Source organism: Halorubrum sp. Atlit-28R, from assembly GCF_003665955.1.
Lineage (GTDB): Archaea > Halobacteriota > Halobacteria > Halobacteriales > Haloferacaceae > Halorubrum > Halorubrum tropicale.
Genome location: NZ_QPLS01000078.1, coordinates 1 through 656, shown reverse-complemented (window position 1 = coordinate 656; position 656 = coordinate 1). Strand labels below are relative to the sequence as shown.

The 656-nt window shown below is 58.4% G+C and carries 2 protein-coding genes; one reads left to right on the top strand and one right to left on the bottom strand.

What is annotated here, in order from left to right; translation table 11 throughout:
- Positions 1-328 (bottom strand): hypothetical protein (locus DVK06_RS16865; protein ID WP_121601124.1); only part of this gene is annotated, 328 nt, incomplete at its 3' end.
- Positions 329-449: 121 nt separating this feature from the next.
- On the opposite strand from DVK06_RS16865, the gene DVK06_RS16860 reads away from it, so the two are divergent.
- Positions 450-656 (top strand): NYN domain-containing protein (locus DVK06_RS16860; RefSeq protein ID WP_121601123.1); only part of this gene is annotated, 207 nt, incomplete at its 3' end.

Below are 656 nucleotides of genomic sequence, written 5' to 3'. Positions count from 1 at the left end.
TGAGGACGGAACGACCGCCTCCGGGTTTCGACTCCCACTCCCACTCGTCTTCGATTCGGACGCGGCCGTCGACCCACTCTTCGGCGATTCCAACCAAGTGACCCGTCGAAGTCTCGTGGTCCTCGTTGAGCTGTACGTACCGTATGTTCAGGATGCGTCCGTCGAACGTGCCGGTCAGGAATCCTTCGATGATTGTTCCTCCAGCGTAGTGAGCGGTGACGACGTTGCCGTCCTGTTCAAAACGAAACCGGGTGTCACCGCCGACTTCCCCACCGTCGTTTTCGACGCCTACGAGTGTTCGGCCGTCGAGGGATAGCGTCTGGGCCATGCTTGGACCTAGCACGGTACTGAGTTACGTGTTTCTACGACGACCGAAGGTACCCGATGGGAGTCTGTCGGAGTTCCGCTCCCGGACGGTTATTAGTCCGGGCCGTCCAATCGACACACGAATGACTGAGATTCACCCCGGTCAGCGCGTCGCCATTGTGGCTGACGCGCAGAACCTTTACCATACGGCCCAGAGCCTTTATTCGAGAAATATCGACTATTCGTCGCTGTTGAAGAAAGGAACCGCAGGGCGGGACTTAACCCGGGCTATCGCCTACGTCATCCGCGCGGATTCGCCGGACGAAGACCGTTTTTTCGATGCACTCGTC